This is a genomic window from Rathayibacter sp. AC182 (assembly GCF_979253875.1).
The window spans coordinates 183,509-202,083 of the sequence record NZ_CEEDEK010000002.1 but is presented as its reverse complement, the minus strand read 5'-3'; the positions used below and the strand labels follow the sequence as shown (position 1 = coordinate 202,083).

The window sequence follows — 18,575 nt, the reverse complement described above, 5'->3', positions numbered from 1 at the left end:
CATCGTGATCAACAACCACCTGCGCCGCAACGCGCGGCGGCGAAGGTCTCGTTCACCCACCTGATCGGCTGGGCGCTCAATCCGCGCGCTCGAGTGACTTCCCGAGCCAGAACGTCTTTGGCTACGACGAGCCCGGTGCGGCAAGCCCTCGGCCGTCGCGCCGGCGCACGTCAACCTCGGCATCGCGATCGACATGCCCAAGCCCGACGGCACCCGCGCGCTGCTCGTCCCGAGCATCAAGCGCGCTTCGACACCCTGAGCTTCACCGCCTACCTGTCGGCCTACGAGGACCTCGTCAAGCGCGCCCGCGAGCAGCAAGCTCGTCGCCGGCGACTTCGCCGGGACCACCCTGTCGCTGACCAACCCGGGCGGCATCGGCACGGTCCACTCCGTGCCCCGCCTGATGAAGGGCCAGGGCTGCATCATCGGCGCCGGCGCGCTGGAGTACCCGGCCGAGTTCCAGGGCTCGTCCGAGAAGACGCTCATCGAGCTGGGCATCGGCAAGACGATCACGCTCTACCTCGACCTACGACCACCGCGTCATCCAGGGCGCGGGATCCGGCGAGTTCCTCAAGACCGTGCACGAGCTGCTCCTCGGCGGCCGCGGCTTCTACGAGGACATCTTCGCGGCGCTGCGCATCCTCTACGGCCTGATCCACTGGTCGACCGACATCGCCGCCGACCTCGCGGAGCGCGGCCCGAAGACCTCGCGCGTGCAGGAGCTGGAGACCCCAACTCGTCCCGCGTCCGCGGCCGCACTCATGGCCGACGTCGACCCGCTCGAGTACGTGCAGCTGCTCGCACCCCCGACCTCGCCATCGAGAGCCACGAGGCTCACCTGCTGCAGGACCTCGACCGCGAGTTCGTGACCGACGGCTTCGGCGGCGAGCGCCAGCTCAAGCTGCGCGCGACATCCTCGGCATCCTGCGCGACTCCTACTGCCGCACCGTCGGCGCCGAGTACATGCATATCCGGGATCCGGAGCAGCGGGCCCTGGATGCGGCCGAAGCCTCGAGCGCGGCTACGAGAAGCCCGGCCACGACGAGCAGCTGCGCATCCTCGGCCGCCTCAGCGAGGCCGAGGCGTTCGAGAACCGCTTCCTGCAGACGAAGCACGTCGGCCAGAAGCGCTTCTCGCTCGAGGGCGGCGAGTCGCTCATCGCCGCACGGACGCCGTCACTGCGGGGCGCCGCCGACGAGAAGCTGGACGAGGTCGCGATCGGCATGGCGCACCGCGGTCGACTGAACGTGCTGACCAACATCGCCGGCAAGACCTACGGCCAGATCTTCCGCGAGTTCGAGGGGACCCAGGACCCCAAGACGGTCCAGGGCTCCGGAGACGTGGAAGCAGCCTTCACCTCGGCGCCGAGGGCACCCTTCCGCGGCGCCGGCGGCGAGGAGGTCATCCCCGTCTGCCTGGCGGCGAACCCCTCCCACCTCGAAGGCCGGAAATCGGCATGGCGTGCTCGAGGGGGTGTGGTCCGCGCCAGCGAGGACCGCAAGCCGCATCGGCACGCGCACCACCCTGCCGATCCTCGTCCACGGGGACGCGGCGATGGCGGGCCAGCGTGGTCGTCGAGGACGCTGCAGATGTCGCAGCTGCGGGCCTGCCGCACCGGCGGCTGCCATCCACATCAACATCAACAACCGAGGTCGGCTTCACCACGCCTCCTCACGAGGCGCGAACCTCCATCTACTCCACCGGCCGGAGCGAAGACACGATCCGGAAGGCGCCGATCTTCCACGTGAACGGGGACGACCCCGAGGCCGTGGTGCACGTCGGCCAGCTCGCCTTCGAGTACCGCCAGCGGTTCCACCGTGACGTGGTCATCGACCTCATCTGCTACCGCCGCCGCGGTCACAACGAGGAGACGACCCCTCGATGACCCGCAGCCGCTGATGTACAGCCTGACCGCCAAGCGCTCGGTGCGCAAGCTCTACACCGAGGCTCTCATCGGGCGCGGCGACATCAGCCAGGAGGAGTACGACCGCTCGCACCAGGACTTCCAGGACCGCCTCGAGCGCGCCTTCGCCGAGACCCACGCGGCGCAGACCGGGGCGATCCCGGTGATCTCGCCCGACGGCGACTCCGTCGCCGACCCGAGCTGCCGGACGCGCAGCAGGGCGAGGACTACCCGGGCGAGCCCGAGAGCACCGGCGTGAAGGAGGAGGTCGTCCGCCTGATCGGCGACGCCTTCAACAACCCGCCCGAGGGGGCTTCACCGTGCACCCCAAGCTCCAGCAGCTGCTGGCCAAGCGCCAGGAGATGAGCCGCTCCGGCTCCATCGACTGGGCGTTCGGCGAGCTGCTCGCGCTCGGCTCGCTCCTGATCGAGGACACTCCGGTGCGCCTCGTCGGCCAGGACACCCGCCGCGGCACCTTCGTGCAGCGCCACGCGGTGCTGCACGACCGCGGCAACGGCCAGGAGTGGCTGCCGCTGATGAACCTGTCCGAGCAGCAGGCACGCCTGTGGATCTACGACTCGCTGCTGTCGGAGTACGCGGCGATGGCGTTCGAGTACGGCTACTCGGTCGAGCGCCCCGACTCCTCGTTCTGTGGGAGGCGCAGTTCGGCGACTTCGCCAACGGCGCTCAGATCGTGATCGACGAGTTCATCTCGTCGGCCGAGCAGAAGTGGGGCCAGCGCTCGTCGCTCGTCCTGCTGCTGCCGCACGGCTACGAGGGTCAGGGTCCCGACCACTCCTCCGCCCGCATCGAGCGCTACCTGCAGATGTGCGCCGAGAACAACATGACGGTCGCCCGCCCCTCGACCCCGGCGTCGTACTTCCACCTGCTGCGCCGTCAGGCCTACTCGCGCCCGCGCCGGCCCCTGATCGTCTTCACCCCGAAAGCGATGCTGCGACTGCGCGGAGCGTCGAGCGCCGTCGAGGACTTCACCTCGGGCCGCTTCGAGCCGGTGCTGGACGACGCGCGGGTGCAGGACGCCTCCGCCGTCAAGCGCGTGCTGCTGCACGCCGGCAAGGTGCACTACGACCTCAAGGCGGAGCTCGAGGAGAAGCCGGACGACGGCATCGCCCTCGTGCGCCTCGAGCAGTACTACCCGGCTCCGATCGAGGGGCTGCGCGCGATCGCGGAGCGCTACCCCGACGCGGAGCTGGTGTGGGTGCAGGACGAGCCCGAGAACCAGGGCGCCTGGCCGTTCATCGCGCTCGAGGTCGCTCCGCAGCTCGGCCGCCCCGATCCGGGTCGTGTCGCGTCCGTCGGCGGCGTCCCCCGCCGCCGGATCGGCCAAGCGCCACGCCTCGAGCAGGCCGACCTGCTGTCGAGGGCCCTCACCCGCTGAGCTCCGGCTCGTGACCGTTCGGCTCGTCAGAACCTCAAGTTCTGACGAGGCCGAACGTCTCTCGTGGCCGAATGCTGCGAGACGGTAGTGCGCGCCGAGGGCCGAGCGCCGAGGGCGGCGAGCCCAGCGGAAACGTCTTTCCGCGCCGGACGCGCGAGCGCGCCGGCCTGGAGGGTGCCGGCTACGCTGACGGACGCCGTCGAGTGCCGTCGCCTGCGCGTCGCGCAGCATGCCGAGCACCTGGGCGCGGAGGTCCTCCGGCGCCGTCTCCTTGCACGCGCGCTGGACCGCGACGGTCAGCACGACGCCGACCTTCGCCTCGCCGGAGCAGTCCGGGCAGTTCGCCATGTGCTCGCGGATGTCGGCGGCGTCCTCCTCTGCACAGCTCGTTGTGCAGGTACTCCTCGAGTTCTGCCTTCGCCTTGGTGCAACCGCAGTCGGTCATTTCGTGCTCCCGGAAGTGAAGCGGCGCGGAACCCGCGCTCGCGTGCGTAGTCGGTGAGTCGTTCGCGCAGCATGCGGCGGCCGCGGTGCAGCCGGCTCATGACGGTCCCGACGGGGGTCTTCATGATGTCCGCGATCTCCTGGTAGGAGAATCCCTCGACGTCGGCGAAATACACGGCGAGCCGGAAGTCCTCCGGGATCGCCTGCAGGGCCTCCTTGACGGCGGTGTCGGGGAGGTGGTCGATCGCCTCGGCCTCGGCCGAGCGGCTGGAGGTGGCGGTCGTCGACTCGGCGCCGCCCAGCTGCCAGTCCTCGAGCTCGTCGATGGCGCTCTGGTACGGCTCGCGCTGCTTCTTGCGGTACGAGTTGATGAAGGTGTTGGTGAGGATCCGGTAGAGCCACGCCTTGAGGTTCGTGCCCTGCTCGAACTGGCGGAACGCTCGAAAGCCTTGGCGAACGTCTCCTGGACGAGGTCCTGGGCGTCGAGGGGTTCTTCGTCATCCGCAGACCGGCCGCGTAGAGCTGGTCGATGAAGGGGAGACCTGCTGCTCGAAGAGCGCGCGGAGATCGACGGGGGCGTCGGGCTCGACGATCGCGGCGTCGTCGAGGGACTCCTCGACGGTCTCCTCGATCGTCTGCTCCGCCTCGTCGGGCGCCGGCGCCTCGGCGGCGGTGCGGGGGCGTGTGGTGTCGTCGCGTGTCATCACAAGCGATCCTAAGCCGCGGGGGCTCGCGAGCACCGGGGTTGCCACTGCGCTCGGGAGTCGCGGGGGACGCTCGAGGACCGCTTCCGCTGATGCTGACGCCATGCTCCGCCTCCGTTCCTCCGCTGCCGACTATCCTGATAACCGATGGTCTTCTCGCGTTATTCGCTCCCGAGTTCGATCCGTACGGCGACGCCGCGCGCTCCCCGGAGAGGACGACTGGTCGGCGCCCACGGCACCCGGTGCGCTCGACGCGGTCGTCGAGCTCCCCGGCTCCAAGTCGCTGACGAACCGCGAGCTCGTGCTGTCGGCGCTCGCCTCGGCTCCGTCGACGCTCCGCGCACCGCTGCACTCCCGCGACAGCGCACTGATGATCGAGGCGCTCCGCTCGCTCGGCACCGGAGTGAGCGAGTCGGGCGCGACCGGCGCGTGCGGCGCCGACCTCGTCGTCGATCCCGCCGACGAGCTGCTGGGCTCCACGACGATCGACTGCGGACTCGCGGGCACGGTCATGCGCTTCGTCCCGCCGCTGGCGGGACTGGCGCTGGGTCCGACCACCTTCGACGGCGACGCGTACGCCTACAAGCGGCCGATGGGCGCGACGATCGCGTCCCTCCGCTCCTCGGTGTCGATGTGGCCGACGACGGCCGGGCTCCCTCCCCTTCACGGTGCACGGCTCCGGCTCGGTGCGCGGCGGCGACGTCACGGTCGACGCCTCCCGCTCGAGCCAGTTCGTCTCGGCGCTGCTGCTCGCGGGCGCCCGCTTCGACGAGGGCCTGCACCTGCGCCACGTCGGCGACCGCCTCCCCAGCCAGCCGCACATCGACATGACGATCGCGTCCCTCGCGGCGCGCGGCGTCGTCGTCGGCACCCCGCTCCCGGCGAGTGGACGGTCGAGCCCCAGCAGATCTCGGTGCCGACGTCCTGCTCGAGCCCGACCTCTCCAACGCCGCGCCCTTCCTCGCCGCGGCCCTCGTGACCGGCGGCGGGTGCGGCTGCGCAACTGGCCCGAGACCACGACGCAGGTCGGCGCCCACCTCGAGCGCTTCCTCCCCCTGTTCGGTGCGAGCGTCGCGCAGGACGGCGGCGATCTCGTCGTCACGGGCGGCGCCGAGATCCTCGGAGTCGACCTCGACCTGTCGGAGGGCGAGCTCGCTCCGGCCCTGGCCGCACTGGCCGCACTCGCCTCGACTCCGAGCACGCTCACCGGCATCGGTCACATCCGGCACCACGAGACCGACCGCCTCGCCGCCCTCGCGGCCGAGATCACCGGCCTCGGCGGCTCCGTCACCGAGCTCGAGGACGGCCTGCGGATCGAGCCCGCCCCGCTCCACGGCGGTCGCTGGCGCACCTACTCCGACCACCGCATGGCCCACGCCGGAGCGATCATCGGACTGGTCGTGCCCGGAGTGGCGATCGAGGACATCGCGACGACGTCGAAGACCCTCCCGCAGTTCCCCGAGCTGTGGCGCGCACTGGCGGGATCGGTCTAGCCGTGTCCTGGTGGACCGACAGCGGCCTGGACGCCGACGGAGTGCTCGACGACTTCGACGGCTACGACGAATCGGATGCGCGGGTCCGGCCGAACCCCAAGGGCACCAAGCCGCGGACCAAGAACCGGCCCAGCTACGAGGACGCCGAGATCGCGATGGTCCTGGGCGTCGATCGCGGCCGCTACACGGTGATGATCGGCGACGGCACCCCGGAGGAGCACGAGTTCACCGCGGCCAGGGCTCGGGAGCTCCGCCGCCAGGCGATCGTCGCGGGCGACCGGGTGGACGTCGTCGGCGACACCACGGGCGACGAGGGCACCCTCGCCCGGATCGTGCGGATCCGCGAGCGCTCGACGCTGCTGCGCCGCAGCGCCGACGACACCGACGCGATCGAGCGCGTCATCGTCGCGAACGCGGACCAGATGCTCTGCGTCGTCGCCGCCGCCGACCCCGAGCCGCGCACGAGGCTCGTCGACCGCTACCTCGTCGCCGCGTTCGACGCCGGCATCACGCCGATGCTCTGCATCACCAAGACCGACCTGGCCGACCCCGCCCCGTTCCTGAAGAACTTCGAGGGCCTGGACCTGCGCGTGTTCCTCTCGGAGCCAGACGAGCCCCGGTCGACGAGATCGCCGAGGCGCTGCTCGGCCACGAGACGGTCGTCGTGGGCCACTCCGGCGTCGGCAAGTCCACGCTCGTGAACAAGCTGGTCCCGGATGCGCACCGCGCCACCGGCCACGTGAACACGGTGACCGGACAGGGCCGCCACAGTCCTCCTCCACCGTCTCGCTCCGCGTGGAGCGCGGCGACCGGCGCGGCTGGGTGATCGACACCCCCGGTGTCCGCTCGTTCGGACTCGGCCACGTGAACACCGACAACATCCTCGGGGCCTTCACCACCCTCGCCGTCCTGGCCGAGGACTGCCCTCGCGGCTGCACGCACCTCCCGGACTCCCCGACTGCGCGATCGTCGAGGCCGTCGAGAAGGGCCTGCTCGGCGCGAGCGGTCCCGAGCGCCTCGACTCGCTGCAGCGGCTCTGACCACCTTCGCCCCCTCCGACGGAAGCAGACGATGACCGGCACGCACTCTCCCCGATCCCCGCCGACGCGAGGCTCGCCGTCGGCGGCCACCGCTCCCGACGTCACCCTCCCCGACCAGGACGGGAAGCCCGTCGCCCTGGCCGACCTCCGCGGCACGCGCGTGATCCTCTTCTTCTACCCGCAAGCGGACACCCCCGGCTGCACCACCGAGGCGTGCGACTTCCGCGACAGCGTGTCGTCGCTCCGCTCGCACGGCTACGAGGTCCTCGGGATCTCACGGGACACCCCGGAGGCGCTGCGCCGCTGGGCGGACGAGCAGCACCTGGACTACCCGCTGCTGAGCGATCCCGACATGGCCGTCCACCGCGCCTACGGCGTCTGGGGCGAGAAGAACTCCTACGGCAAGACCGTCGTCGGCGTGCTGCGCTCGACCTTCGTGGTGGAGCCCCGAGGGCGAGCTCGAGTTCGCGCAGTACAACGTGCGCGCGACGGGCCACGTGCAGGCGCTGCGCAAGAAGCTCAAGCTCGTGTGACGGTCGGCCGTCGGGCGCTCGGCCGTCAGAAGCCCTCGTTGAAGCGCGGGGCGTAGTCGGCGCCGAGCGCCGTCAGCTCGTCGGCGGTCAGCTCGGGCTCGACCGAGGCCACCGCGTCCTCGGGTGGTGCATCTTCGTCGCTCCGACGATGGGCGCCGTATGGCCTCCTGCTGCCGCCGCAGGCGAGGGCGACCTGAGCTCGGGGCACGCCGCGCTCCTCGGCGATCCGGGCGACGGTGGCGGCCGTCGCCCGGTCCGCCTCCTCCTGCTGGTGGTAGAGCGTCTTGCCGTACAGGTCCGTCTCGGTGCGCCCGGTCGTCTCGTCCCAGTCGCGGGTCAGACGACCGCGGGCGAGCGGCGACCACGGGATCACACCGACGCCCTGGTCCACGCAGAACGGGTGCAGCTCGCGCTCGTCCTCGCGCTGGATCAGGTTGTACTGGTCCTGCATCGACACGAAGCGCGTCCAGCCGCCGAGGTCGGCCGTGTACTGGGCCTTCGCGAACTGCCATGCCCACATGCTCGGAGGCACCGATGTAGCGCGCCTTGCCCGAGCGCACGACGTCGTGGAGCGTCTCCATCGTCTCCTCGATGGGCGTCTTGGGGTCCCAGCGGTGGATCTGGTAGAGGTCGACGTAGTCGGTGCCGAGCCGGCGCAGGCTGTCGTCGATCGCGCTCAGGATGTGCCGACGCGAGAGTCCACCGCCGTTGGGCCCGGGCGCATCCGTCCGTGGACCTTCGTGGCGATGACGACCTCCTCGCGGACCGCGAAGTCGGCGAGCGCGCGCCCGACGATCTCCTCGCTCGTGCCGTCGGAGTAGATGTCCGCCGTGTCGAAGGTCGTGATGCCGAGCTCGAGCGCGCGGCGCAGGAAGGGCCGCGACTCCTCCTCGCCCATGCTCAGGCGTGCGCCCCCCGGTCCGAGACGCCGTAGCTCATCGCAGCCGAGGATGATGGAGGAGACCTGGAGACCGCTGGAGCCGAGTCGGGTGTGCTGCATGGAGGAGCCTTCGTGTCGGGGACAGGACTCCTCAGCCTGACACCGCCGGGCGCCCGGCGCTAGGCGGGGTCGCGGCGGGTCGCGGCCACGACGCTCGGGAGGAAAGATCATCGCGGTGGCGGCGAGGGCGGGAGCCAGCAGCGCCCAGCCGATGTCGGGTGCGGCGTACTGCCCCTGGAAGGCGCCGAGCGCGACGGCCATCTGCACGAGCTGCATCGTCAGGGCGGAGCCGCGCATCCAGCTGCGTCGGCGGATCGCACCGAGGGTGGTCGCCGCGGCCCAGCCCAGGGCGATCAGACCGAGCACCACGATGGCGATGCCGCCGCCCGGCGGCGTCCGGACGGGTGGTGAGCAGCTCGAGCAGGAGCCACCCCGAGCAGAGCGACCGCGAGCGTCTCGAGGCCGAGGATCGCGATGAGCACCAGGAGCCCGAGAGGACGCCCAGCGCTCTTCGAGCCGGTCGGAGTGCCGTTCCCATCAGTGATCACAGCCACATCCCATCCAGGACTCTTGATTCGGGTGAGCCACCATGAGAGGCTACTTGAGTTCGTTTCACCGCTCACAGGGTCGTGGGTTTCCGCAGATGTGAACAACCCGATCCTGTCGAGCCGCGAGGCCCGATCGCGACACGGGTGAGCTCGTCCGGATGAATCGAGCGCCACCCCGTCCACCACCCCCGAACCGCCTTGCGCAGCCGCGTGAGGCCTCGTGGCGTGCGCCGGTGAGTGCGCTCGTGCCGTCCGCCTCCGAGGTCGATCGTCGGCGTGACTCGATCATTCACCCGAACACTGCGTGGTTCCTCCACGCACGCCTTCCCACAAGGAGCACCTGCATGGACTGGCGCGACAAGGCCGCTTGCCTCACCGCTGACCCCGAGCTTTTCTTCCCCGTCGGGAACACCGGACCCGCGGTCGACCAGATCGAGAAGGCGAAGTCGGTGTGCGCCCGGTGCACCGTCACCGAGGTCTGCCTCCAGTACGCGCTCGAGACCGGACAGGACTCGGGCGTGTGGGGCGGCCTCAGCGAGGACGAGCGCCGCGCCCTCAAGCGCCGCGCCGCCCGCGCCCGCCGCGCCTCCTGGGCGCCCCGGCCGCCCGGCGGCCCGCAGCTCCCGACCCCCGCTCGCCCCTGGCGACGGGGGTCGCTGCTTCCCGGGCCGACGCGTCAGTCGCGGGAGCGGGCCAGCCAGCGCAGCGGCACCTCGATCGTGACCTCGGTGCCGCGGCCGACCAGCGTGCCAGTCGATCGTGCCGCCGAGCTCGCCCTGGATGAGGGTGCGCACGATCTGCGTGCCGAGGCCCGAGCCCACCTTCCCCCTCGGGCAGGCCCACCCCCGTGTCGCGGACCTTGACCGTGAGCACGTCGTCGTTGCGCGTCGCGACGATCTCGACGTCGCCCTCGCGTCCGGCGAGACCGTGCTCGACCGCGTTCGTGACGAAGCTCTGTCAGCGCCAGGGCGAGCGAGTCGCGTACTCGCTCGGCAGGTTGCCGAAGCTCCCGCTGAGCTTGGGGTGCACGGTCGTGTTGTGCGTCGAGGCGACCTCGGCGATGAGCATCAGGACGCGGTCGAACACCGCGTCGAAGTCGACGTCCTGGTTGAGACCCTCCGACAGGGTGTCGTGCACGACGGCGATGGCGGCGACGCGGCGCAGGCCTGCGTGAGCGCCTCGCGTGCGAGATCGGAGTGGGTCCGGCGCGCCTGGATCCGCAGCAGCGACGCGACGGTCTGCAGGTTGTTCTTGACCCGGTGGTGGATCTCGCGGATCGTCGCGTCCTTGGTGATGAGCTCGCGCTCCTGGTGGCGCAGCTCGGTGACGTCGCGGCAGAGGACGACGGCACCGACCCGCTCGCCGCGATCGCGGATGAGGATGGCGCGCAGCCACCGTCACTCCGCGGGCCTCGATGTCGGTGCGCCACGGCGCGCGCCCGGTGACGACGAGGGGCAGGGACTCGTCGATGACGAGCTTCCCCTGGATGAGGCCGGTCGTCACCTCGGCGAGGGACTCCCTCGAGCTCGTCGACGAAGCCGATGCGGTTGAACGCCGAGAGGGCGTTGGGGCTCGCGAACGTCGTGATGCCGTCGACGTCGAGGCGGATGAGCCCGTCGGAGCGCGCGGCGCGCCTCGGCGGGGGCCGGTCGAGGAGCGCCCAGATCGGGAAGTCGCCCGACGCGATCATCGAGAACAGGTCGTTCGCGCAGTCGTTGAACGTCAGCTCCTGACGGCTGGGGTGCGCGTCTCGCTGAGGTTCGTGTGGCGGGTGACGACGGCGATCGGCCGCTCGGTGGTCTCGGGGTTCGACGCGCCCAGGCGGCGGATGACCGGCACGGCCCGCACGCGGGTCGGGGTCTCCTCGAACCAGTCGGGAGCGGAGGTGTCGACGATGCGCGCGGACTCGAACGCCTCGACGACCTGCGCGCGCCACTCCGACTTGATCCGCTGGCCGACGAAGTCGCGGTAGAACAGCGTCGCCGCGCTGGAGGGCGCGCGCGTGCGCGACCGCGACGAAGCTGTCGTCCGCGGTGGGCTACCCCGCAGCACGATGTCGGCGAAGGCCAGGTCGGCGAGCAGCTGGGCGTCGCCGACCAGGAGGTGGAGCCATTCGACGTCCGCGTCCGTGGAGCGGCCGTGGGCGGGGACGAGATCACTGAGGGTCGACACGACGGCCAGCCTAGGCGCTCGGAGTCGAGGCGTCCGAGGCGGTCTGGAGGGGCCGCCGCCGCCGTTGCGCCGCCCGCGGATCCGAGCCGTGGCGACGACGCCCCGCGGAGTCCTCGCGGGGAGTCAGGCCCCCCGGCCGGCGGGAGTCGCGGGGAGGACGACGCGGACGCCCTTCTCCCTGAGCGCCTCCGCGAGCCTCGGGCGGCGGAGGCGCATCCGTGACGAGGTAGTCCGCCCGCTCCAGCGCGGCCACCTGCGCGAAGAGGGTCCGGCCGAGCTTGGTCTGGTCGGCCAGGATCGCGACGCGCTCGCACCGCGCGATCATCTCGCTCATCATCACGCCCTCGGCCAGGTTGCTCGTCGAGCAGCCGCTCTCGGCCGGGGAAGACGGCGCCGACCGAGATGAGGCCGATGTCGCGGTGGAGAGTCGACCGAGCTGCCGGAGTCGGAGTGCGCGAAGCCGGCGGGGCCGACGGTGGACTGCCCGCCGAGCCGGACGGCCCCTCCGAACACGAACAGATCGCGGCAGACCTTCGACCCGATCTCGGCGGGGACGCGCAGGTTGTTGGTCGCGATCGTCAGCTCGCGGTGGTCGTGGAGGTGCCGGACGACCGCGAGCGACGTCGTTGCCGGCGTTGATCATGACGACGGATCCGTTGTCGACCAGTCCGGCGGCCAGGGAGCCCGATCCGCTCCTTGGCCCCGCGCTGCAGACTCAGGCGCACGTCGAGGCGCTTCTCCGTCGCCGGCATCACCGACAGGCTGACGGCACCGCCGTGGGTGCGGACGAGGTAGCCGTCGGCGTCGAGCTGGTCGAGATCGCGGCGCACCGTGTCGGCCGAGACCGAGAACCGGCGGGCGAGGCGCGGCCACGGTCACCTCTCCCGCTCTCTGCCACGTACGCCGCCAGATCCGGCCTTCCTCCCGGCGGGGAGCCGGAGGGCTGGTCGGTGACCAAGGACGAGTCGTCGGTGTCGGGCATGGGGGTTGTCTAACACCGGGCGCGGGAACACGCAACTTCGGGCGCCCCGTCCGCGGTGTCCACGCCTTTGCTCGGCATCTGTGGCGCATCGAGGAGTTTCCTGCGCTTGTTCTTGCGTTCCTTAGCGGCGCTGGTTACCTTCGCAGAAGACAAGCGCATGAATGCGCACGCAACAGCAGACAACTGCAGAGTTGCGGGAGTGACATGAGCAAAGGTGCTCGCATCTGGAAAACCCGTCGTCTTCACCGTCAGCGCGGCGTTCGCCGCGACGATGATCACCGGCTGCAGCCAGGGCGGCGGTGCCTCCGAGGTCGGGGAGCGACGTGACCCTCGAATTCGCGCAGTGGTGGGAGCCCGAGCTGTCGGACGGCGCCCTCCGCGGACTCGCTGGACGAGTTCGAGGCGGCGGGCCCCGGCATCACGGTCGACCTGCTGGGCGGCCCCTACGCCTCGACGAAGGAGCAGCTCTTCGCCGGAGCCGCCGCCGGCACCGTGTCGGACGTCGTGGGGCTGGACGGTGCGTGGATCAACGACTTCGCCAAGCAGGGCGCTCTCGCGGATCTCAGCCCGCTCGCTCGCCGACGCGGGCTTCGGCGAGGCGCGAAGCTCTCCTCGACGGTCGTCGTCGACGGGAAGACCGCCACCGGTCCCGGTCGTCAACTTCGTCTACCCGCTCTTCACCAACGACGCTCTCCTCGCCGAAGGCGGGCGTCACCGCTCCACCGTCGACCCGGAGCGAGTTCGAGAGCGGCGGCGAAGGCGATCTGCCGCCCTCGGCGGCACCCACGAGCGGCTGGGTGCTGCCGCTCTCGAGCGATGCGCCCAACGGCATCCAGAACGATCGTGTCGTGGGTCTGGGCCTCCGGCAGGAGCATGCTGGCCGACGGGAAGCCCGGTCTGACCAACGCCGACGTCACCAGCGCGATCGAGTACATCGCCGGCCTCGACGAGGCGGGCGTGATCGGCTCCGGGAGCCGCCACGATGAAGGAGCAGGACAAGGTCGAGGAGTTCACGAACGGACGCGTCGGCATGATGATCGACTCCCTCTCGCACATCGCCACCATCCGGGAGTCCAGCCCCGACCTGAAGTTCAGCATCTCCGCCATCCCGGCGGAGGACGGCTTCCAGCACGGCGAGCGCGGCATCCCCTACGCCTCCTGGGGCATCGGGGTCTCGGCCAGCAGCGAGCACCCGGCCGAGGCCGCGAAGCTCGTGTCGTTCCTGATGAGCGCCGACACCAACTCCGAGCTGTCGACGCTGGCGAACGCCTACTTCCCCGGCAACACCGCCTCGACGCCCGACTTCTCGGACAGCGACCCGCTGTACCAGCAGGCGTTCGACATCTACTCGGCCGGCTACCCGGCGAGCGAGTTCGTCGGAGCTCCCCGCATCGCCGAGCAGCTGATGCGCGAGTTCGCCGAGCAGCTGCAAGCAGCCCTACAACGGCGATCAGAGCGTCGACGAAGCGCTGGAGAAAGTCCCGAGGAAGCCTGGCTCGGCGAGTTCTGAGCCGTGCCGCATCCGGCCCGCGATTCGTGCCGCGGGGGTCCCACCCCGCGGCGACCGACCACCCTACTGCCGCAGACAGAAGGGAGGAGCGCCGTGGTCTCCCTGCTGAGCACTCCCCCGCGTCCCGCCGCCGGGCGCGCCCGCCCCGCTCCGGCCGGGCGCCGGTCCCTGCGCGGCCTCGCGCCGTACCTGTACCTCGCGCCCGCGGCGATCGTGATGCTGGTCCTCATGCTCGTGCCGGTGCTGCTGGTGATCGGCTACTCGTTCTTCGACAACGTGATCACGAATCCGAAGCCCGTGTTCGTCGGGATCGCGAACTACGTCGAGGTACTCGGCGATCGAGAAGCTCCGCACGGCCACCGGCGACACCATCGTCTTCGTCGGCGTGAGCGTCGCGCTACCCTCGTCCTCGGACTCGGGTTCGCGATGCTGCTGAACTCGCCGCTCGTCCCGACCCTGGCGAAGTCGCTGTTCCGAGGTCGTCTACGTGCTGCCGTGGCTCTTCACCGTCGCGATCATCGCGGTGCTCTGGCGGCTCCTGCTCGGCCCCGGCGGCGTCCTCAGCTTTACGCGCTTCATCTCGCTCGGGCTGACCGACACGGGTGTCGAATGGCTCGCCTCCCCCGCGACCGCGCTGCTCGCGGTGACGATTCATCAACATCTGGGCGGGCTACTCCTTTCGCACATGATCACGCTCCTGGCGGGACTGCAGGGCATCCCGCACGACCTCTACGAGGCGGCGAAGGTCGACGGAGCGAGGCTCCTGGCGCTTCTGGAACGTCACCATCCCTCAGCTCAAGCCGATCATCATCAGCATGTCGGTCCTGGACATCATCTGGACCTCTCAGCAGTTCGCCCTGATCTGGATGACCGCGGGCGGCGGACCGATCGACGCGACCGAGATGCTCGGCGCCCACACCTACAAGCTCGCGTTCGGCCGGTACGAGTTCTCGGTGGCCTCGGCCAGCGCGCCGTCCTGATCCTCCTCCTCACCATGGTGCTCGCCGTCTTCTACGTGCCGGAACCAGAAAGCCAGGGACTGACGTGACCGCCACCGCACCGCGACCGCCCGTGCGCACGCCGAAGCTGATCGCCGCCAAGGCCGGAGTCTGGATACTCCTCCTGATCGGTGCCGCCTTCGCCGGGCTGCCCATCCTCTGGATGGCCGCGAGCTCGTTCCAAATCGAACACCGAGATCTTCGAGGTACCCGCCCCGGCTCATCACCGACACGTTCTCCTTCTCGGCCTACGCGGGGATCCTCGGCGATCCGACCAAGGTGCGCTTCTTCGTCAACAGCTACGTCGTCGCACTCGCGGTCGTCGTCGTGACGCTCGTCGTCGCGATCCTGGCCTCCTACGCGTTCAGCCGGTACGAGTTCCGCTTCAAGCGGCCGATCAACGTCGTCATCGTCAGCATCCAGGCGGTGCCGCCTATCACGCTGCTGATCCCGTTGGCACCGGGCTGATGGTGAGCGCTGCGCCTCTACAACACCTACCCAGGGGCTGATCCTCACCTACCTGGTCTTCACCCTGCCCTACGCGATCATCATGCTGACCGGCTACTTCAACACCCTCCCGCGCGACCTCGACGAGGCGGCGCGCATGGACGGGAGCGGGTCCCATGACCGTGCTCTGGCGGATCCTGGTGCCGATCGCGATCCCCGGGATCGTCTCGGTCGGCATCTACCGCCTTCATGATCGCGTGGAACGAGTACCTCTTCGCGCTCACCCTCGCCAGGACCGACGACATGCGCACGGTGCCCATCGGCATCCAGCTGCTCATGGGCCAGAACTCCTACGAGTGGAACGAGATGATGGCGATGAGCATCCTCGGATGCGTTCCCGTCCTCCTCCTCTTCCTCTTCTTCCAGCGGTACTTCATCGGCGGCATGACCGCCGGGGCCGATCAAAGAGCTGAGTCGCGCGACCGCGCGCTCGGAACCCATCGCCACCCTCACGAGAAGGACTGTCAGAGAATGCTTGTATCCGGAAAAGATCTGCTGGACGTCGCGAACGCGAACGGGTTCGCCGTCCCGGCGTTCAACGTCCGGCGACGACGCCATGATGACCGGGCTCTTCGAGGAGATCAGCGAGGAAGGAGTCGCCCCTGCTCATCGCGATCCACCCCGATGAGCTCAGCCACACCGGAGTGGACATCCTGCACTCGATCATCGCCCGCGCGCACCGCTCCAGCGTCCCCGTCACGATCCACCTCGACCACGGTGCGACCTACGAGCAGGTGCTGCTCGCGATCAAGTCGGGCTTCACCTCCGTCATGATCGACGGCTCGATGCTGCCGTACGACGAGAACGTGGCGATCACCGCGCGGCGTCGTCGACGCCGCGCACGCGGTGGGAGTGTCGGTCGAGGGCGAGCTCGGCGCGATCGGCAAGACCGACAACGAGGCGGAGGACGGCGCCGCGAACATCATCTACACCGAGCCGGACGAAGCGGTCGACTTCGTGGCGTCGACCGGGGTCGACAGCCTGGCCATCGCCATCGGCACGAGCCACGGGCTGTACCCGGCCTCGATGAAGCCGGCGCTCAAGCTCGGCCTCCTCGCCGAGATCAAGAAGCGGGTCGCCGTGCCGCTCGTCCTGCACGGCGGGTCGAACAACCCGGACGCCGAGATCGCCCGAGTCGGTGAAGCGCGGGGTGAACAAGATCAACATCTCGGGCTTGCACGACATCAAGGCCGCGTACCACAAGCGGATGCGCGCAAGGTCCTGCTCGATCCCTCGGTCCGCGAGCCCAACACCATCCAGCCGCCGTCCATCGCCGCCATGAAGGAGACCGCGGCCGAGAAGATCGACCTGTTCGGCTCCGCCGGCAAGGCCTCGCTCTACTGGGCCGGAGGACAGCGTGAACGAGAGGATCGTGCTCGGCCTCGGCGGGACCGTCGACTACGAGATCGACTGGGACGACTCCGTCGTCCAGGCGCTCGTGGACGACTACGGGATCCGCCGGGACGAGCTGACCCAGGACCGCGGAGATCGCCTCCGAGCGGGACCTGGTCGTCACGATCCTCGCGTTCCTCGCCGACGGTGCGGGAGGAGAAGATTCGCCTCCTCCTCCCGCATCGTCGAGGAGGTCGCGCGACGGTTCCCCTTCCGGACCACTCTCGGCGGCACGGGGATCCGCGCCGGCTACGCCCTCGCGGTGCACGGGCTCGTGGCGACCCAGCACCTCGTCAGCATCGACGACGAGGTGCGCCGACTCCTGCCGGCGGGCAACGACTCCGTCTCGGGCGACCGTCGAGGACGGCACGGATCCGCACCTCATCGTGCAGTTCCCGCGCGGAGCGACGGTGCGAGCTGGGGACGGACGTGCTCGGGCTACCGCATCCGAACCGGGTGATCGTCTCGAACGACCCGCCGAACCGGGAGCTGCGGATCGCCGAGGGGCTCGGCGAGGTCCTGACGGACGCGCAGGTGCTCCTGATCTCGGGATTCAACAGCATCCAGGACATGGCCGTTCTCGACGAGCGCCTGCGCACGATCGTCCGCCGTCTCGGAGCGCTCCCGCGCGACGCCGTGGTGATCTACGAGGACGCCGGGTTCCACCTGCCCGCGCTCCAGCAGCGGGCGCGGGCGGCTCTGCTGCGCCGCGTGGACGTGGTGAGCATGAACGAGGACGAGCTGCAGGCACTGCTCGGGCGGCCCCTCGACCTCCTCGACCCGGAGGCGGTGGTCGCCGCCCTCTCCGTCGCCTCCTCCGCACTCGGCTCCCGTGACCGGGAGGGTCCCGTGCTCGTCGTGCACACCCGGCACTGGTCGGCCGCCGTCGGGGTCGGCGCCGAGCGCTATCGAGGAGGCCCTCGCGGGTGGCGTGCGGATGGCGAGCACGCGCCCTCCTCGGCGACGCGATCACGGTGGAGGACTACGACCGGATGTCGCGCCTGCCCGTCCGGCCGGGCGGTGAGCGGGTCTGCGCGCTCGTCGGGGCCGACGGCGACGCCTGCCTGCCTCCGGCCCTCGTCCTCCGAGACGGACCAGGCCCACCACGATCGGCCTCGGCGAGCTCCTTCGCCGGCGGATTCGTGTCGGCGCTCGTGCGAGTGCCGCGGCCTGACTCCGGGTGCTGCGCGCGGCGCTCCCGGCGGATGCGCGAGCGGGTCCATCGAGGCCGGGTGCTGACCGCCGGCCTCCCGGGCGACCGGAGCCGAGGAGCGCGGACGCCGACGGGAGCGGCTCATCCGGGCGCCGGTGGTCTCGATCCGGCCCACGGGGCGCTCCTGGTCACCGCACCTGCGCCGTTGCGCGCCTGGTTATCCACAGTGGCGCGTCGGCACAGGAGGTGAGCATCGCTCGACTGCTTCGATGGGGCGTCCCCTCGCGCCTGACCCTGAGCGCGATCCGCACCGCCCGAGCAGAAAGGTGACCCGACCCATGGATCGCTCCGTTCCACCTCGGAGCACTCCGCATGAGCCGCCCCTCGCACGCCTTCGACTACCGCTCCCTCCCCCTGGAGCCCCTCACCCCGTCCACCCCGACGGCGGTGTTCTTCGCCGCCCAGCCGGCGACGCGGGCCAGCTCCCCGATCCAGGCCGATCCTGTCGAGCCTGACCCTGCTGGTCGTCGAGATCCTCGCGGGCTCCCGTGACATCGACCAGATCGCGCGCTGGCTGACGGACGACGTCTACCGGCATCTGCACAAGCGCGTCGTCCTGGCCGCGCGCCAGGCCTCCAGGGCCGTCCGGCGCACTACATCCCGTTCACCGTCGGGAGGGTGGTGATGTCGAGGCCACGCGACAGGTGGTCGAAGCGGTGATCCTCGTGCACAACCCGGTGCGCACCCGCGCCGTCGCCATCCGTCTCGAGGGCATGGACGCCCGGTGGCGTGCGACCGCCGTCAACGTGCTCAGGACGACCGCCGAAGACACCTGAGCCCCGCCCGCCGCACGAGCG

Annotated in this window: 27 protein-coding genes and 10 pseudogenes; 25 read left to right on the top strand and 12 right to left on the bottom strand. The window is 70.4% G+C overall.

The genetic code is table 11. The features are described from left to right. Nucleotides 1-349: 349 nt before the first annotated feature. Nucleotides 350-409: pseudogene (locus tag AC0CII_RS02055) on the top strand (hypothetical protein); the annotation flags it as partial. Nucleotides 410-578: 169 nt separating this feature from the next. Then, nucleotides 579-869: a hypothetical protein gene (locus tag AC0CII_RS02050; RefSeq protein ID WP_465228622.1), complete on the top strand. Its 291-nt coding sequence runs from the start codon at nucleotides 579-581 to the stop codon at nucleotides 867-869. A gap of 152 nt (nucleotides 870-1,021) precedes the next feature. On the opposite strand, the gene AC0CII_RS02045 is transcribed toward AC0CII_RS02050, so the two are convergent. Then, on the bottom strand, nucleotides 1,022-1,225 hold the full coding sequence (locus AC0CII_RS02045) for a hypothetical protein (RefSeq protein ID WP_465228621.1): 204 nt from the start codon (nucleotides 1,223-1,225) through the stop codon (nucleotides 1,022-1,024). Between AC0CII_RS02045 and AC0CII_RS02040 the strand changes: the two genes are divergently transcribed. From AC0CII_RS02040 to AC0CII_RS02020, 5 genes are all read left to right on the top strand, one after another. Further along, nucleotides 1,224-1,748: a hypothetical protein gene (locus tag AC0CII_RS02040; protein ID WP_465228620.1), complete on the top strand. Its 525-nt coding sequence runs from the start codon at nucleotides 1,224-1,226 to the stop codon at nucleotides 1,746-1,748. The genes AC0CII_RS02045 and AC0CII_RS02040 overlap by 2 nt on opposite strands. Beyond that, nucleotides 1,691-1,885 (top strand): thiamine pyrophosphate-dependent enzyme, encoded by a 195-nt coding sequence (locus AC0CII_RS02035; protein ID WP_465228607.1) that lies wholly within the window; start codon nucleotides 1,691-1,693, stop codon nucleotides 1,883-1,885. The genes AC0CII_RS02040 and AC0CII_RS02035 overlap by 58 nt, the downstream gene beginning before the upstream one ends. Before the next feature lie 13 nt (nucleotides 1,886-1,898). After that, a complete protein-coding gene (locus tag AC0CII_RS02030) occupies nucleotides 1,899-2,162 on the top strand; it encodes a hypothetical protein (protein WP_465228539.1) in 264 nt (87 codons plus the stop codon). Nucleotides 2,163-2,223: 61 nt separating this feature from the next. Further along, on the top strand, nucleotides 2,224-2,601 hold the full coding sequence (locus AC0CII_RS02025; RefSeq protein WP_465228538.1) for a hypothetical protein: 378 nt from the start codon (nucleotides 2,224-2,226) through the stop codon (nucleotides 2,599-2,601). Then, on the top strand, nucleotides 2,598-3,302 hold the full coding sequence (locus AC0CII_RS02020) for a hypothetical protein (RefSeq protein ID WP_465228537.1): 705 nt from the start codon (nucleotides 2,598-2,600) through the stop codon (nucleotides 3,300-3,302). The genes AC0CII_RS02025 and AC0CII_RS02020 overlap by 4 nt, the downstream gene beginning before the upstream one ends. 181 nt (nucleotides 3,303-3,483) lie before the next feature. On the opposite strand, the gene AC0CII_RS02015 is transcribed toward AC0CII_RS02020, so the two are convergent. Next, a complete protein-coding gene (locus AC0CII_RS02015) occupies nucleotides 3,484-3,747 on the bottom strand; it encodes a hypothetical protein (RefSeq protein WP_465228619.1) in 264 nt (87 codons plus the stop codon). Between the two features lie 22 nt (nucleotides 3,748-3,769). After that, nucleotides 3,770-4,450: pseudogene (locus tag AC0CII_RS02010) on the bottom strand (sigma-70 family RNA polymerase sigma factor); the annotation flags it as partial. Between the two features lie 103 nt (nucleotides 4,451-4,553). On the opposite strand from AC0CII_RS02010, the pseudogene AC0CII_RS02005 reads away from it, so the two are divergent. The 4 genes and pseudogenes from AC0CII_RS02005 to bcp all read left to right on the top strand — a co-directional run. Continuing rightward, nucleotides 4,554-5,012: pseudogene (locus AC0CII_RS02005) on the top strand (hypothetical protein); the annotation flags it as partial. A 106-nt stretch (nucleotides 5,013-5,118) separates the two neighbouring features. After that, nucleotides 5,119-5,943: a 3-phosphoshikimate 1-carboxyvinyltransferase gene (locus tag AC0CII_RS02000; RefSeq protein ID WP_465228536.1), complete on the top strand. Its 825-nt coding sequence runs from the start codon at nucleotides 5,119-5,121 to the stop codon at nucleotides 5,941-5,943. 2 nt (nucleotides 5,944-5,945) lie between these two features. Then, nucleotides 5,946-6,983, top strand: a pseudogene (gene rsgA, locus AC0CII_RS01995) (ribosome small subunit-dependent GTPase A). Nucleotides 6,984-7,014: 31 nt separating this feature from the next. Then, nucleotides 7,015-7,516, top strand: a pseudogene (gene bcp, locus AC0CII_RS01990) (thioredoxin-dependent thiol peroxidase). A gap of 25 nt (nucleotides 7,517-7,541) precedes the next feature. Here bcp and AC0CII_RS01985 read toward each other — a convergent pair. The 3 genes and pseudogenes from AC0CII_RS01985 to AC0CII_RS01975 all read right to left on the bottom strand — a co-directional run bounded on the left by AC0CII_RS01985 (nucleotide 7,542) and on the right by AC0CII_RS01975 (nucleotide 9,004). Then, the gene (locus AC0CII_RS01985; protein ID WP_465228535.1) at nucleotides 7,542-8,036 is read right to left on the bottom strand and encodes an aldo/keto reductase; all 495 of its coding nucleotides are present in this window, start codon (nucleotides 8,034-8,036) and stop codon (nucleotides 7,542-7,544) included. Between the two features lie 58 nt (nucleotides 8,037-8,094). Then, nucleotides 8,095-8,414, bottom strand: a pseudogene (locus tag AC0CII_RS01980) (aldo/keto reductase); the annotation flags it as partial. 395 nt (nucleotides 8,415-8,809) lie between these two features. Continuing rightward, nucleotides 8,810-9,004, bottom strand: coding sequence for a hypothetical protein (locus AC0CII_RS01975; protein WP_465228534.1), 195 nt, complete (start codon nucleotides 9,002-9,004; stop codon nucleotides 8,810-8,812). Between the two features lie 344 nt (nucleotides 9,005-9,348). Here AC0CII_RS01975 and AC0CII_RS01970 point away from each other — a divergent pair. Further along, a pseudogene (locus AC0CII_RS01970) lies at nucleotides 9,349-9,594 on the top strand (WhiB family transcriptional regulator); the annotation flags it as partial. On the opposite strand, the gene AC0CII_RS01965 reads toward AC0CII_RS01970, so the two are convergent. Continuing rightward, nucleotides 9,560-9,901, bottom strand: coding sequence for a hypothetical protein (locus tag AC0CII_RS01965; RefSeq protein WP_465228606.1), 342 nt, complete (start codon nucleotides 9,899-9,901; stop codon nucleotides 9,560-9,562). The pseudogene AC0CII_RS01970 and the gene AC0CII_RS01965 overlap by 35 nt on opposite strands. A gap of 60 nt (nucleotides 9,902-9,961) precedes the next feature. Beyond that, nucleotides 9,962-10,507, bottom strand: a complete 546-nt coding sequence (locus tag AC0CII_RS01960) for a hypothetical protein (protein WP_465228533.1) — start codon at nucleotides 10,505-10,507, stop codon at nucleotides 9,962-9,964. Nucleotides 10,508-10,545: 38 nt separating this feature from the next. On the opposite strand from AC0CII_RS01960, the gene AC0CII_RS01955 reads away from it, so the two are divergent. After that, nucleotides 10,546-10,737 (top strand): hypothetical protein, encoded by a 192-nt coding sequence (locus AC0CII_RS01955; protein WP_465228532.1) that lies wholly within the window; start codon nucleotides 10,546-10,548, stop codon nucleotides 10,735-10,737. Here AC0CII_RS01955 and AC0CII_RS01950 read toward each other — a convergent pair. The 4 genes from AC0CII_RS01950 to AC0CII_RS01935 all read right to left on the bottom strand — a co-directional run bounded on the left by AC0CII_RS01950 (nucleotide 10,727) and on the right by AC0CII_RS01935 (nucleotide 12,437). Next, nucleotides 10,727-11,176 (bottom strand): histidine kinase N-terminal domain-containing protein, encoded by a 450-nt coding sequence (locus tag AC0CII_RS01950; protein WP_465228531.1) that lies wholly within the window; start codon nucleotides 11,174-11,176, stop codon nucleotides 10,727-10,729. The two genes, AC0CII_RS01955 and AC0CII_RS01950, sit on opposite strands and share 11 nt — an antisense overlap. A 10-nt stretch (nucleotides 11,177-11,186) precedes the next feature. Next, nucleotides 11,187-11,819: a hypothetical protein gene (locus AC0CII_RS01945; RefSeq protein WP_465228530.1), complete on the bottom strand. Its 633-nt coding sequence runs from the start codon at nucleotides 11,817-11,819 to the stop codon at nucleotides 11,187-11,189. After that, the gene (locus AC0CII_RS01940) at nucleotides 11,755-12,006 is read right to left on the bottom strand and encodes a DeoR family transcriptional regulator (protein WP_465228529.1); all 252 of its coding nucleotides are present in this window, start codon (nucleotides 12,004-12,006) and stop codon (nucleotides 11,755-11,757) included. The genes AC0CII_RS01945 and AC0CII_RS01940 overlap by 65 nt, the downstream gene beginning before the upstream one ends. Nucleotides 12,007-12,167: 161 nt before the next feature. Continuing rightward, a complete protein-coding gene (locus AC0CII_RS01935; RefSeq protein ID WP_465228528.1) occupies nucleotides 12,168-12,437 on the bottom strand; it encodes a hypothetical protein in 270 nt (89 codons plus the stop codon). A 108-nt stretch (nucleotides 12,438-12,545) separates the two neighbouring features. Between AC0CII_RS01935 and AC0CII_RS01930 the strand changes: the two are divergent. The 12 genes and pseudogenes from AC0CII_RS01930 to AC0CII_RS01875 form a co-directional block, all read left to right on the top strand. Beyond that, nucleotides 12,546-12,686: pseudogene (locus AC0CII_RS01930) on the top strand (sugar ABC transporter substrate-binding protein); the annotation flags it as partial. Nucleotides 12,687-13,140: 454 nt separating this feature from the next. Continuing rightward, on the top strand, nucleotides 13,141-13,668 hold the full coding sequence (locus tag AC0CII_RS01925) for an extracellular solute-binding protein (RefSeq protein ID WP_465228527.1): 528 nt from the start codon (nucleotides 13,141-13,143) through the stop codon (nucleotides 13,666-13,668). Between the two features lie 93 nt (nucleotides 13,669-13,761). Then, on the top strand, nucleotides 13,762-14,529 hold the full coding sequence (locus AC0CII_RS01920; RefSeq protein WP_465228526.1) for a hypothetical protein: 768 nt from the start codon (nucleotides 13,762-13,764) through the stop codon (nucleotides 14,527-14,529). Continuing rightward, the gene (locus AC0CII_RS01915; protein WP_465228525.1) at nucleotides 14,484-14,648 is read left to right on the top strand and encodes a hypothetical protein; all 165 of its coding nucleotides are present in this window, start codon (nucleotides 14,484-14,486) and stop codon (nucleotides 14,646-14,648) included. The genes AC0CII_RS01920 and AC0CII_RS01915 overlap by 46 nt, the downstream gene beginning before the upstream one ends. A 297-nt stretch (nucleotides 14,649-14,945) precedes the next feature. Beyond that, a complete protein-coding gene (locus AC0CII_RS01910; protein WP_465228524.1) occupies nucleotides 14,946-15,134 on the top strand; it encodes a hypothetical protein in 189 nt (62 codons plus the stop codon). A 155-nt stretch (nucleotides 15,135-15,289) separates the two neighbouring features. After that, the gene (locus AC0CII_RS01905; RefSeq protein ID WP_465228523.1) at nucleotides 15,290-15,586 is read left to right on the top strand and encodes a hypothetical protein; all 297 of its coding nucleotides are present in this window, start codon (nucleotides 15,290-15,292) and stop codon (nucleotides 15,584-15,586) included. Between the two features lie 231 nt (nucleotides 15,587-15,817). Next, nucleotides 15,818-15,937 (top strand): annotated as a pseudogene (locus tag AC0CII_RS01900) (class II fructose-bisphosphate aldolase); the annotation flags it as partial. Between the two features lie 73 nt (nucleotides 15,938-16,010). Next, a pseudogene (locus AC0CII_RS01895) lies at nucleotides 16,011-16,490 on the top strand (class II fructose-bisphosphate aldolase); the annotation flags it as partial. 222 nt (nucleotides 16,491-16,712) lie between these two features. Further along, nucleotides 16,713-17,804 carry an ADP-dependent glucokinase/phosphofructokinase gene (locus AC0CII_RS01890; RefSeq protein WP_465228605.1) on the top strand — a complete coding sequence of 364 codons (1,092 nt, stop codon included), beginning with the start codon at nucleotides 16,713-16,715 and terminating at the stop codon, nucleotides 17,802-17,804. 286 nt (nucleotides 17,805-18,090) lie between these two features. Next, entirely contained in the window at nucleotides 18,091-18,270 is a 180-nt protein-coding gene (locus AC0CII_RS01885) for a hypothetical protein (protein ID WP_465228522.1), read from the top strand. Next, complete coding sequence (locus AC0CII_RS01880; protein WP_465228604.1) at nucleotides 18,218-18,403, top strand: Rv3235 family protein; 186 nt, start codon at nucleotides 18,218-18,220, stop codon at nucleotides 18,401-18,403. The genes AC0CII_RS01885 and AC0CII_RS01880 overlap by 53 nt, the downstream gene beginning before the upstream one ends. A 31-nt stretch (nucleotides 18,404-18,434) precedes the next feature. Continuing rightward, the gene (locus AC0CII_RS01875; protein ID WP_465228521.1) at nucleotides 18,435-18,554 is read left to right on the top strand and encodes an Rv3235 family protein; all 120 of its coding nucleotides are present in this window, start codon (nucleotides 18,435-18,437) and stop codon (nucleotides 18,552-18,554) included. Nucleotides 18,555-18,575: the final 21 nt, after the last annotated feature.

Excerpts from the sequence above, each read along its gene's own strand:
- AC0CII_RS02040 (WP_465228620.1), top strand. The coding sequence starts at position 1,224 with ATGGCGCACCGCGGTCGACTGAACGTGCTGACCAACATCGCCGGCAAG.
- AC0CII_RS02045 (WP_465228621.1), bottom strand. The coding sequence starts at position 1,225 with ATGCCGATCGCGACCTCGTCCAGCTTCTCGTCGGCGGCGCCCCGCAGT.
- AC0CII_RS02030 (WP_465228539.1), top strand. The coding sequence starts at position 1,899 with ATGTACAGCCTGACCGCCAAGCGCTCGGTGCGCAAGCTCTACACCGAG.
- AC0CII_RS02015 (WP_465228619.1), bottom strand. The coding sequence starts at position 3,747 with ATGACCGACTGCGGTTGCACCAAGGCGAAGGCAGAACTCGAGGAGTAC.
- AC0CII_RS01985 (WP_465228535.1), bottom strand. The coding sequence starts at position 8,036 with ATGTGGGCATGGCAGTTCGCGAAGGCCCAGTACACGGCCGACCTCGGC.
- AC0CII_RS01955 (WP_465228532.1), top strand. The coding sequence starts at position 10,546 with ATGCGGTTGAACGCCGAGAGGGCGTTGGGGCTCGCGAACGTCGTGATG.
- AC0CII_RS01945 (WP_465228530.1), bottom strand. The coding sequence starts at position 11,819 with ATGATCAACGCCGGCAACGACGTCGCTCGCGGTCGTCCGGCACCTCCA.
- AC0CII_RS01925 (WP_465228527.1), top strand. The coding sequence starts at position 13,141 with ATGAAGGAGCAGGACAAGGTCGAGGAGTTCACGAACGGACGCGTCGGC.
- AC0CII_RS01915 (WP_465228525.1), top strand. The coding sequence starts at position 14,484 with ATGTCGGTCCTGGACATCATCTGGACCTCTCAGCAGTTCGCCCTGATC.
- AC0CII_RS01905 (WP_465228523.1), top strand. The coding sequence starts at position 15,290 with ATGACCGTGCTCTGGCGGATCCTGGTGCCGATCGCGATCCCCGGGATC.
- AC0CII_RS01885 (WP_465228522.1), top strand. The coding sequence starts at position 18,091 with ATGAGCCGCCCCTCGCACGCCTTCGACTACCGCTCCCTCCCCCTGGAG.